We start from the raw sequence: 15,008 nt of genomic DNA on the forward strand, positions 1-15,008 counted from the left end.
GACCTTCCGTGTAGCGGAGACGCCATCCATGTCTGTAAGACCTAACGTTCGCCCCGCTGGCCACAAGCCGCCGTTTTGGCGAGACCGCGCTAAGCGCGCACTTATTTTTCAGCTTATATTGGTCGCCGTTGTCGCGGCTTTCCTGATCTATATTATCGGCAATACCCAAGCCAACCTGAATGCTCGCGGCATTACCACTGGCTTTGGCTTCCTGGGCAACACAGCCGGCTTTGGTATTGGTCAAAGCTTAATCGAGTACTCCTCCCAAAGTACCTACGGCCGCACTTTTGTGATTGGCTTGCTCAATACGCTGCTAGTCGGTGGATTGGGGGTGTTAGCTGCCTCGATTATTGGTTTTATCGTCGGTATCGCGCGGCTATCGCCCAACTGGTTGATCGCTCGGCTAGCCAATGCGTATATCGAAACGTTTCGTAATATCCCCCTGCTGCTGCAAATTTTCTTCTGGTACTTCGCGGTACTGCGGACGTTACCTAGCGCTAGAGAGAGCATGGCCTTTGGTGAAGCCATTTTCCTGAACGTGCGCGGGCTGTACCTGCCTCAGCCACTGTTCGAGTCAGGGTTTGGTCTTATCCCAGCTACCTTCGTGGTGGCTATTATTGCCAGCATCGCACTGGTCATGTGGAACAAGCGCCGTCACGAAGCCACCGGCAAGCGCCTACCGGTTTTCTGGATGTCTCTGGTGATTATCTTTGGCCTACCACTGCTGGTACTGGTCGCTACAGGTGTACCGGTGACCTGGGAGATGCCGGTACTGCGCGGCTTTAACTTCGGCGGTGGTATCACCATTATCCCTGAATTTTTGGCCCTGTGGCTGGCGCTGTCTATCTATACCGCGTCCTTCATTGCGGAGATTGTGCGCTCGGGCATCCAAGCCATCCCCCATGGCCAAACGGAAGCCGCCCAGGCATTGAGCTTGCCGCGCAAGCTAGTGCTGCGCCTAATCATCATTCCCCAGGCTATGCGCGTCATTATTCCGCCACTCACCAGCCAATACCTCAACCTGATTAAAAACTCGTCACTGGCCACCGCCATCGGCTACCCCGACCTGGTATCGGTTTTTGCCGGCACCACGCTCAACCAGACCGGTCAGGCAATCGAAGTCATTGCCATGACCATGGCGGTTTATCTGATCATCAGCTTGCTGGTGTCCATGTTCATGAACTGGTTCAACGCTCGCGTTGCGCTGGTCGAACGCTAGGCCGGAGGCGACCCCATGATTCACAATAAAGAAACCATACCTCAGCGCCCGGCGCCTAAAGGCACCATTGGGCCGGTTGCCTGGCTACGCGGCAATCTGTTCAACGGCCCTATCAATAGCATCTTCACGCTACTGGGCCTGTACGTGCTCTATCTACTCGTGGTGCCAACGGTTCAGTGGGCATTTATTGATGCCAACTGGGTGGGCGACAGCCGCGAAGACTGCACACGGGTGGGCGCCTGCTGGGTATTCGTTAACGCACGCTTTTCCCAGTTTATGTACGGCCTCTACCCGAGTGAGGAGTATTGGCGCGCCAACATCGTGTTTGCCATGTTCGCGGGCATTATTGCCTGGATGGTCATTCCGCGCCTGCCGTTTAAGCGCTGGATGACACTGTTTGCGCTGCTGATCTTCCCGGTGATCGCCTACGTGCTGCTACACGGCGGCTACTTTGATCTACCGCGTGTCTCCACCCACCGCTGGGGCGGTTTGATGCTGACGCTGCTACTGGCTAGCGTGGGGATGATTGGCGCACTGCCTATTGGCATTGTATTAGCCCTTGGGCGACGCTCGAACATGCCCATCGTCAAAACCTTCTGCGTGATTTTTATCGAGTTTTGGCGCGGTGTGCCGCTAATCACCATTCTGTTTATGGCCTCGGTGATGCTGCCGCTGTTCCTGCCGTCTGAACTTAACGTGGATCGCCTTATACGTGCGCTAATCGGCCTGACGCTGTTCCAAAGTGCCTATATGGCCGAGGTTATTCGCGGTGGTTTGCAGGCGATTCCCAAAGGGCAAGATGAGGCCGCCGCGGCACTGGGGATGACGTATTGGAAGCGCATGGGGCTAATCGTGATGCCTCAGGCACTGAAAATGATGATTCCTGGCATCGTCAATACGTTTATCTCACTGTTTAAAGACACCACCCTGGTCATGATCATCGGGCTGTTTGACCTGTTGGGCATTGTGCAAGCGGCGCTTTCCGACTCGCGCTGGCTGGGCTTCTCGGTAGAGGGCTATGTATTTGCCGCGTTCGTGTTCTGGATATTCTGTTTCAGCATGTCGCGCTACAGCCAGTACTTGGAGCGCAAGCTAAACACCGGCCATAAGCACTAGTTCGAGTTTAAATACGAGCGCCGCATCTCATTACGTTTTAAGTAGGATTTCAACATGACACAAGCAGCCACCAACACCTCTGACACCAGTGCTTCTGACCTGATGGTCGAGATGCACAACGTTAACAAGTGGTACGGCGATTTTCACGTACTGCGGGATATCTACCTTGAGGTAAAACGCGGCGAACGTATCGTGGTTTGCGGCCCATCAGGTTCGGGTAAATCAACGCTAATTCGCTGCATTAACCACCTTGAAGAGCACCAAAAGGGTGAAATTGTGGTGGGCGGTCTACCGCTGACCCAAGACGTCAAACGCATTGAGCAGATTCGTCGTAGCGTCGGCATGGTGTTTCAGCACTTCAATCTGTTCCCGCATTTATCAGTGCTGGAAAACTGCTGTATTGCGCCAATGTGGGTACAAAAGAAGCCCCGCAAAGAGGCCGAAGCGCTAGCCATGGAGTACCTAGAACGGGTGCGCATTGCCGAGCAGGCAACTAAGTACCCGGGGCAACTCTCGGGCGGTCAGCAGCAGCGCGTAGCGATTGCCCGCTCGCTGTGCATGCACCCCGACGTGATGCTGTTTGACGAGCCCACCTCCGCCCTCGACCCCGAGATGATCAAAGAGGTGCTGGACGTTATGGTGGAACTGGCGGAAGAGGGCATGACCATGATCTGCGTGACCCACGAAATGGGCTTCGCCAAAACCGTCGCCGACCGGGTGATCTTTATGGATCAGGGGCAAATCATTGAAGAGAATGCGCCAGAGCCGTTCTTCAACAACCCGCAGTCTGAACGTACCCAGCTGTTCTTAAGCCAGATTCTGGGGCATTAATACACAGCCCCAGCGACAAAGCAGCTGTGGATAAGTTCGTCATCATGGGCCTCACTTGAGGCCCATGATGTTTTAAAAACATTAAAAAAGGATAAAAACATGATTGAAAAGCTGTTTATCGACCGCGCCCCGCAACCGATTGCGCCTTTTTCCCACGCCTGCCGCGTAGGTGATCTGGTCTTTATCACTGGCCAGATGCCGACGGTGCCAGAGACCAACGAGATGCTTTTGGGCACCTTCACCGAACAGACTCATCGGGTAATGCAGAACCTGGCGATTGTGCTGGAAGAAGTCGGAAGTGCCTTCGAATATGTGGTGCAGTCCCGGGTGTTCATTACCAATATGGGCCACTTCGACGAAGTGAATAAGATCTACGCCAGTTACTTTCCCCAGCCTCTACCCACCCGCACCTGTATCGGGGTAACCGGCTTGGCCGGCGGCGCTGATGTGGAAGTCGATATGATTGCCTGGATTCCACCGTCGCAGCAATAAACCTCATCAGTCGTCGTCATCACGGCTGCCAGTGAGCCACAACGCGATTTCGCCCCGCCTCTTTGGCGGCATAGAGCGCTTGGTCGGCCTGGGCAACGGCTACTGCCTGACTGTGGTCTAAATCACTGGTGAGCGCCAGAGGTGCAATCCCCACGCTGACGGTGAGTGTCACCATCATCGGCGCTTGCGAATCACCCGCCGTCAGGTAAAACGGCTGCTGGGCTACTCGTTGGCGAATACGCTCACCCAGCTGGACTACCTGTTGGTGCGATAAATCACCCGCCGTAACAGCAAACTCTTCACCGCCGAACCTTGCCAGACAATCCTCGGGCCGCAGGGCCTCGTGTACTCGCTTTGCCATTTCCACCAGCAGCGTATCCCCCGCGGGGTGACCGTAGCGATCATTAATATGTTTGAAGTAATCAATATCAATCATCAGCAAATAATAGGCTGCCGCTTCAGCTTGCTCATTGAGTTGTGCTAAGTGATTAGCCAAGCCACGTCGATTGCGTGTGCCGGTCAAGGCGTCAAACTCCGCCGCCGCCCAGGCCTGCTCTTCGCTTTTTTTACGTTGACTAATATCGATGACTAGGCCGCCGATACGCGCTAAATAGCCATCATCGGAGTAGTAGCTTTCCATCACCAGCTCATGCCAACGCCATTGCCCGGATGCGACCCTGAGCTGAACATCAATGCGGCATTGGGTTTGCAGCCGCTGTTGGCACTCGCGGATCAAACCAAACACCCGTAAGCGGTCAGTGGGCATGGCATGAGCCAGTAAGCGGCGCAATGGGAGCCTTGCATAATCACCAGGATAACCCAGCGAAAGCAGCAACGCCGAAGAGCACCAGGTTGCGCCACTGCGAGTATTAATCTCCCAGGTGCCGCAGGCGGCGACCTGCTGCAGCAGATCAACCTGCCGCTGCCTGCGGGTAAGCTGCTGACGATAAATAGCCGAAGCGATCAGTTCAGCGCCGATCACTAGCGCCTGCAACCCCGCTCCCTCCCAGTCAACTTCACGCTCACAGTCATCGAAGCCCAAAGTGCCCCACCACTGACCATCCACCATAATCGGAACGGTCACCATCGATAAAATCGACTGGCTTTCCAAATTGTCGCGCAGCGACCCTAAATCCACCTGCGAGGTAATACAGGTGTGCGAGTCACCACGCTCCCGACGATTGACCATTTCCTCATACTCGGAATCGTCGATCAGCGTGGTAAAAAAGCGAAAGCGTTTTTGCGTTCGCTCACGATAGTGCGATGAAGATGCCCACTCAAAAACAAAATCCTGCAAGACACCGTTTGGGTTGCGCTCTATGGTTTGAAATATCCACACCCGATTGACACCCGACGCTTCCCCTAGCGCCGCCAATAGCTGATCGACGCCCTCACTCCAAAAGTGCGCGTCGATGAGCGCGCGGCTGCCCACAGCAAGGGCATTCAGCAGGCTCGGCGCATCCGGCGAAAAAGGAGCAGGCATAGCAGGTTCTCTTTACTTTTCTTAGAGACTACCACACAGCTTTTAGTGGATTACACGCCATGCCCATAAAGAGTAATGCTAGCGGGTGCTAACGGGGTTTGCTCACGGTGGGACGTCAGCGGTTTCCCGGCCAGGGCAGTCAGCAGAATTTGCAGCGGATCACCGTGACTGACGAGCAGAATGACTTCCCCGCTTACCTGTTGTTCCCAATCACCGATCACCGCCTGCATACGGCTCGCCACCCGGCTCAACGCTTCTACTCCATGGTGCTGGTGTTCAGCATCCTCGGCATCTAACGCCCATACACTGGGATAGTGCTCGTCCCCCAACCCCTCTAGTTCGCCAAAATTTCGTTCCCGCAAGCGCGTATCCACGTTGGGTACCAACTCGAACCTGGCCGCCACATGGGCAGCGGTTTGGGTGGTACGCAAAAAGTCTGAATGCACCACGCGGGTCGGCACAGGCCACTGCCAGTCGGCAACGAGCTGGGCAAGCTGTTGCTCACCATGTTCGGAGAGACCAAAGTTTTCCACCCCGCGCCCCGGCGAGCTGACAATCACCCTCTGTTGATTAGCCTGACTATGGCCGTGGCGCATGAATAAATAGCGGTTGCGCCAATGGTCGGAGAGCGGCTGTAAAGTATTTGACATAAGTTTGTCACAAACCCTAGATTGAAGGTGTCTACTTTCGAAAATAACCATCCTTGACGCGGAATGTCCACTTACGAAACAGTTTCCGCTTTCAATAGTGGCAAAACGCAGCCAAGGAAATACAGCCTGACCCATAGCAAGAACACAACAATAACGCACAAACGAGGCTCACCATGACAACTTCGCTCTTCCGCCAGCGCCCGCTTGCGATACTTATCGCTACATCCCTACTACCGCTCACCCTGCTCTCTACCCATGCCTTCGCGGAGTGCGAACGTGGCGCCCTGGATACCATCTATTGTGATGAAGATGGCGATATGGTGGCGGATCGCCCTGCCGATGAGGCTGAGTGGGTCAATCCAGACACGCTGATTTTTGCTTATACCCCCGTGGAGGATCCGGCTATCTATTCGGATATCTGGCAGCCGTTTATCGATCACTTGGCCGAGGTTACCGAACGGGATGTGCGTTTCTTCGCCGTACAGTCAAACGCTGCCCAAGTTGAAGCCATGCGCAGCGGTCGGCTGCATATCGCTGGCTTCTCCACTGGCCCTACGCCGTTTGCGGTGAATTTGGCCGGTGCCGTGCCGTTTGCCTTGATGGGCTCTGATGACGGCCAATTCGGTTACACCCTGCAGTTATTTACTCATGTCGACTCTGATATCCATGAGGTTGAGGATCTCAAAGGCAAACGCGTTGCCCATACCTCACCCACCTCAAACTCGGGCAATTTAGCCCCTCGTGCGCTGCTGCCGGAACTCGGCATCACCCCCGATGAGGATTACGAAGTGGTCTATTCGGGTAGCCACGACCAATCCATGCTGGGCGTGGTGGCCAAGGATTACGACGCGGCCCCCGTGGCCTCAGAAGTCGTCGAGCGGATGGCAGCACGCGGTCTTTACGATGAAGAAGACGTGCGCCTGATCTACGAATCCGACCGTTTCCCCACTACCTCCTATAACTACGCGCACAACTTGCATCCCGACCTGGTCGAGAAAATAGAGGAAGCCTTTTTTAGCTTTGATTTTGTCGGCACCGAACTTGGTGAAGAGTTTGAGGGCGTCGAGAAATTCATACCCATCAACTACCAAGACAACTGGCAGGTAATTCGTACCATCCAAGCGGCCAATAACGTGAGCTATACGCCAGAAAACCTGGAAGAGTAAACGTAGCGCACCGCCGCCGGCGGTGCGGTTATTGTCTCGACGATGGAAGCGGACACATGCTGGAAATTACCAATCTGGTCAAACGTTATGGCCACGATGAAGCCGTGCTGAAAGGGCTTGACCTCAAGGTAGAGGGAAACAGCGTTGTTTCTATCGTAGGCGCCTCGGGTGCGGGCAAAAGCACCATGCTGAGATGTATCAATCGCCTGGTCGAGCCAACCTCCGGCTCGATCAAACTCAACGGCAATGAGCTGGTGAACCTGAAAGGCGCCGAGCTGCGCCGTGCTCGCCGCAAGATCGGCATGGTGTTCCAAGGTTTTAACCTACTGGATCGCTTGACCGTGATGGAGAACGTGTTGGCCGGGCGGTTGGGTTATGTGAATCTCTATCAAGCGATATCGCGCCGCTACCCTCAGGCTGATATTGAGCGTGCGTTTGTGCTAATGGAGCGGGTGGGAATCGCTCATTACGCCAACAAGCGCGCTGATGAGCTATCCGGTGGCGAGCGCCAGCGGGTAGGCGTCGTGCGAGCCCTGATGCAGGAGCCTGATGTTCTGCTGGCGGACGAACCAACTGCCTCGCTGGATCCACGCACCTCCGAGCAAATCATGATACTGCTGCAAAGCCTGGCCAGTGAGCTCTCGCTGCCAGTACTCATCAATATCCACAACGTCGCACAGGCCAAAACCTATACCGAGCGGATTGTGGGCCTACGCCACGGCAAGATGATCTTTGATGGGTTGCCTGCCGATTTCAACAAAGACGCGTTAGACGCCATCTACGGTGGCATTGAAGCGCCGGACGATGCGATTACTGATACGCCAGCGGAGGAACCCTCACATGACTCCGCCTGAGGCCCCTTCAACGGCGCCCCGCACCTGGCGAAAGCCGCCGTTCATTGCCAACCCGTTGCTACGCTATGGGTTAATCGTGGTTGCCGTGGTTTATCTGGTCTGGGCGTTCGGCTCGCTGCCGTTCAACTGGGCGCGGATCTCTGAAGGGTTGCCCCGCGCGGCACGCATATTTAGCGGCGGCTTCCCACCCAGCCTAGAGCGCTACGAGCTGCTGCTGACAGGCTTTAAAGAGAGCTTTCAAATCGCCATTCTGGCGACGCTATTGGGGGTTTTACTCTCTATTCCCTTTGCCGTGATGGCGGCACGTAATATCGCCCCAATGCCTATCTATGTGATTGGCCGGTCGGTGATTATCGTATCGCGCAGCTTTCATCCGGTAATTGTTGCCATCCTGTTTGTCGCTGCCGTTGGATTTGGCCCACTCGCAGGTATTCTGACTCTGACACTCTACTCCATCGGCTTTGTGGGCAAGTTGCTCGCCGAAGAGATCGAGGAGATTGATTGGGGCCAAGTAGAGGCGATGAAAGCCGCCGGCGCTGGCTATGTGGCCATTCTGTTTTATGCGGTCTTTCCGCAAATTCTGCCACGCCAGGTAGGGCTATCCATGTACCAATTGGATAGTAACTTGCGCGCATCAGCGGTGGTCGGAATCGTTGGGGCAGGCGGCATTGGCGGCACCCTGATGAATGCCTTTGGGCGTTACGACTACGATTTCGCCTTTGCGATTCTGCTCATTATCATCGCGGTCATTTTGCTCAGTGAAGGTGTCAGCGGCTGGGTAAGGAAAAAAATATGGTAGATCACGCACAGCAGCTTGCCGATCGTATTTGGCAACGCTATGACCGCAAACAGCGCCTGATTCGTTACGCCGTTCTGCTAGCTACCTTGATGTTAGTGGTTTGGGCGGTGCGCGATATTGATATTTTCTGGCCCTGGGTGTGGGATGCGCCCAACCAAATCTCCGGGCTTGGCGCACGCATGTGGCCACCCAGTGCGGCGGGGCTCAATGGCATTATCGCAGCGCTGATCGAGACCGTGCATATCGCTACGCTGGCTACCTTTCTGACGATTTTCCTGGCGCTCCCGGTGGCCTACATCGCCGCCCAGAATACTACCCCCAACCGCGCCTGTTTGTGGTTTGGTCGCTTCATTCTGGTCTCAAGCCGTTCGGTGAACACCATCATCTGGGCGCTGCTGTTCGTGGCCATTTTTGGCCCTGGGGTATTAGCGGGCATACTCGCCATCATGTTTCGCTCGATTGGCTTTATCGGCAAGCTGATGGGCGAAGCAATAGAGGAGATTGACCGGCGCCCCGTAGAGGCCATGGAAGCCACCGGGGCCTCCAAGGCCAAAGTGGTCGCCTATGCAATCGTGCCTCAGGTCATGCCCGCGTTTTTTGCCATCGTCATCCTCCGCTGGGATATCAATATCCGCGAATCGACGGTACTTGGGTTGGTGGGCGCCGGGGGTATCGGCGTTATCCTCCAGGGCGCAATTGACACCTTTGCCTGGCCTACCGTGGCGACCATTTTGATTGCCATTATTGTGCTGGTACTGATTGGTGAAGCCGTCACCAGCTTGCTGCGTAGCAAGGTGCTGTAACCCACGTTGCTTAAGCCGAGGCAAGCGTTTGACCTAACGCCAAACGCTTGCCATGGTTAGATGACCATCAACGACATGGAGTATGCACAGCGATGACAACCTATATCGTGGTAGCCGACGCCGCTCGCGCACGCATTTTTACCCGAGATGCCTTAACGTTGGCAGAGCAAGAAAGCATGGTTCACGCTGAAGGACGTCTACACGAAGGTGACTTGGTCACCGACGGTCGAGGCGATGTGCATGAGTCGATGTCCACTACCTCTCGCTCGGCTGGCGAAGAGGGAACGGCTACTAAGCACGAAAACGAGTTGTTTGCGAAAGAGGTCGCTCAGCGACTTTATAGTGCTCGAGTAGGCAACAGTATGAAGAAGCTCATTATGGTGGCGCCACCTAAATTTTTAGGGCTTTTACGCGATAAACTCGATGCCCCTACCCAAAAGCTGGTGATTCATTCCCTATCAAAAGATCTAAGTAAAGCTTCAATGGCCGATATTCAACAAGCAGTTAGTGATTTACGCTAGTAATATCCAAAACTTAAAGACCATGTAAGACTAAAGAAAGGGTCGCTCTCGCCGATAGCCTAGAAGACATTATAAACGGTACCTCCCCCTGAGTACTGACATGCACTTCTACGTCGAGAGCGACCATGCTATCTACCCTCCGAGCACGCATCCTATTGGCTGCATTAGTGGCGATTACCCTCGCCCTGGTGGTTAACGGCATTGCCAGTTACACCACCGTAAAACAGCACAATAGCCAGCAAGTTAACCGCAACTTAGAAGCCGTTGTTCGCGGTAATACGCAAGCACTTCAGGAATGGACGGCTTCTCGCGCCACTATGCTATCGGCCCTGGAACAGGCCACTATAGAAGACAACCCGCTGTCAGCACTGCAACAGCTGACCGCATCCGGTGGGTTTATGACCTCCTATATGGCTTATCCAGACACCCCAAACGCTATTTTTTCTGATGGTTGGGAGCCACCTAGCGATTATGATCCGCGCCAGCGCCCTTGGTATCAAGACGCAGTCAATGCAGAAACAACCGTAGTAACAGCACCTTACATCGACATGATCAGTAACGAGCTAGTCGTATCATTTGTACACCCCTACTACCGCGGGGGTGAACTAATCGCTGTGGTGGGCGCCGATATCAATATTAATGATGTTGTAGAGATTGTAGCGGCCATTGCTCCTACCCCTTCAAGTTTCGGCTTCTTAACCACTGGCGATGGCACCTTGGTGGCCCACCCGGATAGCAACCTCAGCCTAGAGCCCTCCACCACCCTCAACAGCGAACTGGATAACAACCGCTTAGCACAAATCACTAGCGCGGAGCAGCCTCAAGCCATGGAGCTCCAGGGCAGCAATAAGCTACTGCTTGGCCAGCCAGTAGGTGGCAACAGCGACTGGCAACTTGTAGTGGCACTCGATGAAGCAGAGGCAACAGCGGGCCTGCGCGCCATCGCCAAGACATCGATAGTCACGCTGCTGATTGTGGCCGCAATCACGGCAGTGGTCTTCGGTTTGCTGCTTTCTCTGCTGCTACGCCGCTTGCTGGGAGTTCGTAATGCGATGGATGATATCGCATCGGGAGAGGGCGATTTAACCCGACGCTTGCCCGAAGAGGGTAATGATGAAGTCACTCAAATTGCCAAGGCCTTCAACCGTTTCGTAGGTAAAATGGAGGCCGTATTAATCGATGTACGCACCAGCAGTGAATCTGTTCACCACGCGGCCAATGAGATCGCCATGGGTGGCCAGGACTTATCACGCCGCACCGAGAACGCCGCCTCTAGCCTGCAACAAACGTCCGCTTCGATTGAAGAAATCACCAGCACCGTGCAGCACACTGCTGCCTCGGCTCAGGAAGCCAACAAGCTCTCTCAAACTGCCTCAGAAGTAGCCAACGAAGGCGGCAAGGTGGTGGCGAATGTGGTTACCACCATGGAAGACATTACCCACGCCTCCGATAAAATCGGTGAAATCGTCACGTTAATGAACAGCATCTCTTTCCAGACCAACCTGCTGGCGCTTAACGCGTCGGTGGAAGCTGCCCGCGCTGGCGAGCATGGCCGTGGTTTTGCCGTGGTGGCCGACGAAGTACGCAAGCTGGCTGGGCGTAGCAGTGATGCCGCCAACGATATTCAAAAGCTGATTGAGGACTCTCAAACCAAGGTTAACAATGGCACCACTTTAGTGCGTAATGCGGGATCTACCATGCAAGACATCGTCGCGCATATTACCCGCGTTACCGATGTTTTGGAGGAGATCAATGCGGCCACCAGCGAGCAAAGCGATGGCATCAATCAGGTCAACATTGCCGTCGCAGAACTGGATCGCATGACTCAGGAAAACGCGGCCATGGTGGAAGAGTCCACGACCGCCGCCGAGCAGCTAAAAGAACAGGCCGATCATCTGGCAGGCACTATCAGTAGTTTTAAGCTGTCTCACGCCGCGGCACCTGCCCTGCAAGTGCAGTACCAAGCACATGACAACCGCCGCCATCACATTACTTAAGGGGTAACGTTATGCATTTTCGTTCGTTACGCTCTTTTGTCGTCGCACTTGCGGGCCCTTGCTTGCTCGCGATTGTGGCTGCGCTAGTCATCTATAACTTGGTCGCCGCGGCCCGCACCCAGCAAACGGTGAAGGAGCATACCGGCGCATTGATGGAAAGTGCATTGAATGCGCGCTTGGATGCCATTGCCGAAGCAGAGGGTGGGCGTATTCAGCGCGAACTCAACAATGCCATGACTATCGCCAATCAATTGGCGACTACTAATGCTTTGATGGGTATGGAGGATGAAGAGGGGCGCCGCTCGCTTTACCTGAACCGCCGCGAACTATCTAACTTAGTGCGCCAAACTGTGGCCGACAACCCGACACTGCTGGATGCATTTATCGGCTGGGAGCCCAATGCGTTTGGTGACGACGCACGATATGCAGGAGATGAGCGCTATGGCCATGACGGTAGCGGTCGCTTTATGCCCTGGTGGTACCGCACCGAGGATGAAACGCTAGAAGTGCTGCCGCTGGGAGATACCATGGAGAGTGAAGAACGCCTTCCCAGCGGCGTTCGGGAAGGAGAATACTATCTTTGCCCTCGTGAAACCCTAGTTCCTTGCATTATCGATCCGGCGGCTTATGACTATGGCGGCGAGACGCAACTGGTCACTTCGTTTAACGCCCCCATTTTGGTGGATGGCGAGTTTCGTGGCGTTGCGGGGGTAGACCTCTCCCTTAACTTTATCCAAACCCTGCTAAGCGATGCCAACCAAGCGCTATACGAAGGCGCTGGGCGCATGGCTCTCGTCGCGGGAAGTGGGGGGCTAGTCGCCGACACGACAGGCGTAGAGAGTCTGGGCTCGCCTGCCAGTGACTCCCTTAGCAGTACAATTCTCGCGGGCATCCGAGAGGCATCAGAGCAAGGTAGCCTGCAAAGCAGCGTTAACGATGGTCTACTGCAGCGCTATCAGCCTATTACCATTGGCGATACTCGCCTCCCCTGGGTGTTGGTACTCCAGCTCCCTGAAGACGTAGCGCTTGCGGAGTTAGGCGAGCTGCAAGCAGTTCTCAGCGAGCAGCGCCAGCAAAATACGCTGGGCATGACGGTAGTAGGGCTACTTCTGGCAGCATTGGGGGTGGCAGCGCTATGGTGGATTGGCGGGCGAATCGCACGGCCTCTTAAGCGGCTTGCAAGCCGCATGGCAGAGATTGCTTCAGGCCATGGTGACCTTACCCAACGTCTACCGGTGCATGGGCGAGATGAAAGTGCCGCGGTAGCTGAGCAGTTCAATGCCTTTGCAGAAAAAATTCAGGTTATTCTGCTGGATGTGCGCCGTAGTAGTGAAGCCGTCAACCACGCGGCTAATGAAATTACTCAAGGTGGCCACGACCTCTCACGGCGCACTGAACAGGCCGCTGCCAGCCTGCAGCAAACCTCCTCTGCGATGGAAGAAATCAGCAGCACCGTTAGCCATACCACTCACGCCTCGCAAGAAGCCAGTGGGCTTTCACAAACCGCCTCGCAGTTAGCCTCGCGTACCGACAGCGCGTTTGAGCAAGTCGTGGCAACGATGGATGATATTCGCTCCAATTCCGATGAAATTCAGGCCATCGTGACCGTCATCGACGGCATCGCCTTTCAGACTAACCTGCTTGCCCTGAATGCTTCTGTGGAAGCCGCCCGGGCTGGCGAACACGGTCGTGGGTTTGCCGTGGTCGCCGACGAAGTTCGCAAATTAGCCTCTCGCAGTAGCGAAGCCGCCAAGGATATCCGCCAGCGTATTAATACTTCGGCTGGCAAGGTTGAAAGCGGTACCCAAATGGTTCGAGATGCGGAGTCGGCAATGCACGAATTAGCAGAAAGCGTCACGCGGGTAACGCAAATGTTGGGAGATATCAGTACGGCCGCTCGAGAACAAAGCGAGGGCATTAGCCAGGTGAGCATTGCCGTCACCGACCTAGACCAAATGACCCAGCAAAACGCCGCGCTTGTGGAGGAGTCGACGACCGCCGCTGAACAGCTAAACGATCAGGCGGATAGGCTCGCTGCGCTGGTAGGCGGCTTTACACTTGAGCCAAAAAACGCCCCTAGCAACCATCAGTTGCCTGCTCCCGAATTGACTGAGCGATAAACGCTTAAGGAATCGGCGGCAGCGCAATATCGTCGCTGCGCTTGGCCCCAGCGGTCATTTCACGGCACAGGCGCAGAAATTCGCGCACGCCGGTGGTGAGGTATTTGTGCCGGTGCCAGATAAACGTAAACTGACGCTTTAGATCCAACTCCGGCGTAGGCAGCGGCACCAAGCTGCCGCGCCGGAAGGCATCTCGCAGTGCCAGGCGCGAGACACAGCCAATCCCCAGCCCTGATTCCACGGCACGCTTAATACCTTCCGTATGCTCTAGCTCTAGCAGGGTGTTAAACCGGCTGCGGCGGTGGCGCGCGGCATGCTCCAGAGTCATGCGGGTGCCAGAGCCCTCTTCGCGCATAATCCAGTCCTCACGCAGCAGTTGTTCAAGTTCAAGGTGCTCGCGGCCTGCCAGTGGGTGTCGCGGCGAGCAAAACACGCACAGCTCATCTTCCACCCAGGGTTGGCTGATGATCATGTCATCGTCGCACTGCCCCTCGATCAAGCCTAAATCCAGCGAGTGCTGGCGCACGCCTTCGATAATATGGCGCGTATTGCGCACTGCCAAGCGCACCCGGCTACCGGGGTGGCGCTGCATAAAATCGCTGATCAGCAGCGTGGCCAGGTAGTTGCCAATGGTCAGCGTAGCCCCTACATCCAGCGACCCAACCCCTTTCTGGCCACGTAGAAGCTCTTCAATCTCTTCGCCGCGATCCAGCAGCGCCACCGCTTTGGGCAACAGCTGAAAACCCAGTGCGTTAAGTTTTAAGCGTTTACCAATCCGATCCAGCAGTTGGCAGTCGAACTGCCGCTCAAGCTCCGCAAGCGCCGTGCTGGTTGCCGACTGAGACATGGCCAGCGCCCGCGCCGCATGGGAGACGCTCTCATGCTGAGCAACCGCCACAAAGACTTCCAACTGCCGCAGGGTGTAGTGCATAGAGTCTGACCTTTATTTGATCTATA

The 15,008-nt window shown here is 55.3% G+C and carries 14 protein-coding genes; 11 read left to right on the forward strand and 3 right to left on the reverse strand.

Annotated elements, in window-relative coordinates; genetic code table 11:
- The first annotated feature begins 28 nt into the window (after positions 1-28).
- The 4 genes from RO22_RS00550 (at position 29) to RO22_RS00565 (ending at position 3,658) form a co-directional block, all read left to right on the forward strand.
- A complete protein-coding gene (locus tag RO22_RS00550; protein ID WP_022521314.1) occupies positions 29-1,219 on the forward strand; it encodes an amino acid ABC transporter permease in 1,191 nt (396 codons plus the stop codon).
- 15 nt (positions 1,220-1,234) lie between these two features.
- Positions 1,235-2,335, forward strand: coding sequence for an amino acid ABC transporter permease (locus RO22_RS00555; RefSeq protein WP_009286182.1), 1,101 nt, complete (start codon positions 1,235-1,237; stop codon positions 2,333-2,335).
- A gap of 54 nt (positions 2,336-2,389) precedes the next feature.
- Positions 2,390-3,166, forward strand: a complete 777-nt coding sequence (locus RO22_RS00560; RefSeq protein WP_022521313.1) for an amino acid ABC transporter ATP-binding protein — start codon at positions 2,390-2,392, stop codon at positions 3,164-3,166.
- A gap of 99 nt (positions 3,167-3,265) precedes the next feature.
- Positions 3,266-3,658, forward strand: a complete 393-nt coding sequence (locus tag RO22_RS00565) for a RidA family protein (RefSeq protein WP_041157286.1) — start codon at positions 3,266-3,268, stop codon at positions 3,656-3,658.
- A gap of 19 nt (positions 3,659-3,677) precedes the next feature.
- Here the strand turns inward: RO22_RS00565 and RO22_RS00570 are convergent, their stop codons facing one another.
- Together RO22_RS00570 and RO22_RS00575 are read right to left on the reverse strand one after the other, a co-directional pair.
- Positions 3,678-5,141, reverse strand: coding sequence for a diguanylate cyclase (locus tag RO22_RS00570; protein ID WP_041157287.1), 1,464 nt, complete (start codon positions 5,139-5,141; stop codon positions 3,678-3,680).
- Between the two features lie 50 nt (positions 5,142-5,191).
- On the reverse strand, positions 5,192-5,791 hold the full coding sequence (locus RO22_RS00575) for a histidine phosphatase family protein (RefSeq protein ID WP_041157288.1): 600 nt from the start codon (positions 5,789-5,791) through the stop codon (positions 5,192-5,194).
- A 173-nt stretch (positions 5,792-5,964) separates the two neighbouring features.
- On the opposite strand from RO22_RS00575, the gene phnD reads away from it, so the two are divergent.
- The 7 genes from phnD (at position 5,965) to RO22_RS00610 (ending at position 14,051) form a co-directional block, all read left to right on the forward strand.
- A complete protein-coding gene (gene phnD / locus RO22_RS00580) occupies positions 5,965-6,957 on the forward strand; it encodes a phosphate/phosphite/phosphonate ABC transporter substrate-binding protein (RefSeq protein WP_022521309.1) in 993 nt (330 codons plus the stop codon).
- Between the two features lie 56 nt (positions 6,958-7,013).
- A complete protein-coding gene (gene phnC, locus RO22_RS00585) occupies positions 7,014-7,811 on the forward strand; it encodes a phosphonate ABC transporter ATP-binding protein (protein ID WP_022521308.1) in 798 nt (265 codons plus the stop codon).
- Positions 7,798-8,610 (forward strand): phosphonate ABC transporter, permease protein PhnE, encoded by an 813-nt coding sequence (gene phnE, locus RO22_RS00590; RefSeq protein ID WP_022521307.1) that lies wholly within the window; start codon positions 7,798-7,800, stop codon positions 8,608-8,610. The genes phnC and phnE (RO22_RS00590) overlap by 14 nt, the downstream gene beginning before the upstream one ends.
- Positions 8,604-9,413, forward strand: a complete 810-nt coding sequence (gene phnE / locus RO22_RS00595; protein WP_022521306.1) for a phosphonate ABC transporter, permease protein PhnE — start codon at positions 8,604-8,606, stop codon at positions 9,411-9,413. Before phnE (RO22_RS00590) ends, phnE (RO22_RS00595) begins: the two co-directional genes overlap by 7 nt.
- A 92-nt stretch (positions 9,414-9,505) precedes the next feature.
- Positions 9,506-9,934, forward strand: a complete 429-nt coding sequence (locus RO22_RS00600; protein ID WP_022521305.1) for a host attachment protein — start codon at positions 9,506-9,508, stop codon at positions 9,932-9,934.
- Positions 9,935-10,059: 125 nt separating this feature from the next.
- Positions 10,060-11,931, forward strand: a complete 1,872-nt coding sequence (locus tag RO22_RS00605) for a methyl-accepting chemotaxis protein (protein ID WP_041157289.1) — start codon at positions 10,060-10,062, stop codon at positions 11,929-11,931.
- An 11-nt stretch (positions 11,932-11,942) separates the two neighbouring features.
- Positions 11,943-14,051 (forward strand): methyl-accepting chemotaxis protein, encoded by a 2,109-nt coding sequence (locus RO22_RS00610; protein ID WP_041157290.1) that lies wholly within the window; start codon positions 11,943-11,945, stop codon positions 14,049-14,051.
- Between the two features lie 4 nt (positions 14,052-14,055).
- Here the strand turns inward: RO22_RS00610 and RO22_RS00615 are convergent, their stop codons facing one another.
- On the reverse strand, positions 14,056-14,982 hold the full coding sequence (locus tag RO22_RS00615; RefSeq protein WP_009286188.1) for a LysR family transcriptional regulator: 927 nt from the start codon (positions 14,980-14,982) through the stop codon (positions 14,056-14,058).
- Between the last annotated feature and the right edge of the window lie 26 nt (positions 14,983-15,008).

The organism is Halomonas sp. KHS3 (assembly GCF_000830495.1).
Classification (GTDB): domain Bacteria; phylum Pseudomonadota; class Gammaproteobacteria; order Pseudomonadales; family Halomonadaceae; genus Vreelandella; species Vreelandella titanicae.

Bases quoted from the DNA above. Each gene is read 5' to 3' on its own strand.
- RO22_RS00550 (WP_022521314.1), top strand. From the start codon at position 29: ATGTCTGTAAGACCTAACGTTCGCCCCGCTGGCCACAAGCCGCCGTTT.
- RO22_RS00555 (WP_009286182.1), top strand. From the start codon at position 1,235: ATGATTCACAATAAAGAAACCATACCTCAGCGCCCGGCGCCTAAAGGC.
- RO22_RS00560 (WP_022521313.1), top strand. From the start codon at position 2,390: ATGACACAAGCAGCCACCAACACCTCTGACACCAGTGCTTCTGACCTG.
- RO22_RS00565 (WP_041157286.1), top strand. From the start codon at position 3,266: ATGATTGAAAAGCTGTTTATCGACCGCGCCCCGCAACCGATTGCGCCT.
- RO22_RS00570 (WP_041157287.1), bottom strand. From the start codon at position 5,141: ATGCCTGCTCCTTTTTCGCCGGATGCGCCGAGCCTGCTGAATGCCCTT.
- RO22_RS00575 (WP_041157288.1), bottom strand. From the start codon at position 5,791: ATGTCAAATACTTTACAGCCGCTCTCCGACCATTGGCGCAACCGCTAT.
- phnD (WP_022521309.1), top strand. From the start codon at position 5,965: ATGACAACTTCGCTCTTCCGCCAGCGCCCGCTTGCGATACTTATCGCT.
- phnC (WP_022521308.1), top strand. From the start codon at position 7,014: ATGCTGGAAATTACCAATCTGGTCAAACGTTATGGCCACGATGAAGCC.
- phnE (WP_022521307.1), top strand. From the start codon at position 7,798: ATGACTCCGCCTGAGGCCCCTTCAACGGCGCCCCGCACCTGGCGAAAG.
- phnE (WP_022521306.1), top strand. From the start codon at position 8,604: ATGGTAGATCACGCACAGCAGCTTGCCGATCGTATTTGGCAACGCTAT.
- RO22_RS00600 (WP_022521305.1), top strand. From the start codon at position 9,506: ATGACAACCTATATCGTGGTAGCCGACGCCGCTCGCGCACGCATTTTT.
- RO22_RS00605 (WP_041157289.1), top strand. From the start codon at position 10,060: ATGCTATCTACCCTCCGAGCACGCATCCTATTGGCTGCATTAGTGGCG.
- RO22_RS00610 (WP_041157290.1), top strand. From the start codon at position 11,943: ATGCATTTTCGTTCGTTACGCTCTTTTGTCGTCGCACTTGCGGGCCCT.
- RO22_RS00615 (WP_009286188.1), bottom strand. From the start codon at position 14,982: ATGCACTACACCCTGCGGCAGTTGGAAGTCTTTGTGGCGGTTGCTCAG.